This is a genomic window from Dellaglioa sp. CoH-57-MRSF-19 (assembly GCF_056781975.1).
Map to the genome: position 1 here is coordinate 1 of NZ_JBXAXW010000104.1, position 517 is coordinate 517.

5 tRNA genes are annotated in these 517 nt (G+C 47.6%); all 5 read left to right on the forward strand.

Going from position 1 to position 517, the window contains the following annotated elements:
- Nucleotides 1-80 precede the first annotated feature (80 nt).
- The 5 genes from AC1RO3_RS08445 to AC1RO3_RS08465 all read left to right on the forward strand — a co-directional run bounded on the left by AC1RO3_RS08445 (nt 81) and on the right by AC1RO3_RS08465 (nt 513).
- Nucleotides 81-153: transfer RNA gene (locus AC1RO3_RS08445), tRNA-Asn, on the forward strand.
- 17 nt (nt 154-170) lie between these two features.
- Nucleotides 171-259 (forward strand) — tRNA-Ser (locus AC1RO3_RS08450).
- A gap of 9 nt (nt 260-268) precedes the next feature.
- Nucleotides 269-340, forward strand: a tRNA-Glu gene (locus AC1RO3_RS08455).
- A 22-nt stretch (nt 341-362) separates the two neighbouring features.
- A tRNA-Val gene (locus tag AC1RO3_RS08460) sits at nt 363-435 on the forward strand.
- A gap of 5 nt (nt 436-440) precedes the next feature.
- Nucleotides 441-513 (forward strand) — tRNA-Asp (locus AC1RO3_RS08465).
- Nucleotides 514-517: the final 4 nt, after the last annotated feature.

Below are 517 nucleotides of genomic sequence, written 5' to 3' on the forward strand. Positions count from 1 at the left end.
TAAGCTTCTTAGCGCCAAGAGTAGTTGGGGGTCGCCCCCTGCGAGGGTAGGACGTTGCCATGCTTTTTTTATTATTTTATTCCGGCATAGCTCAGTTGGTAGAGCGCTTGACTGTTAATCAAGATGTCGCAGGTTCGAGTCCTACTGCCGGAGTTTTTATTTTGTAATGTGGAGAATTGTCTGAGTTGGTCTAAGGAGCATGATTGGAAATCATGTAAACGGGTTTCCTGTTTCAAGGGTTCGAATCCCTTATTCTCCGTTGCAAATTGACCCGTTGGTCAAGTGGTTAAGACACCGCCCTTTCACGGCGGTAACATGGGTTCAAATCCCGTACGGGTCATATAAAGTAAATAGTGTATGTTGGAGGTTTAGCTCAGTTGGGAGAGCGTCTGCCTTACAAGCAGAGGGTCACAGGTTCAAGCCCTGTAACCTCCATCGAAGGTCCTATGGTATAGGGGTTATTACGTCCGCCTGTCACGCGGAAGATCACCGGTTCAAATCCGGTTAGGACCGTTTA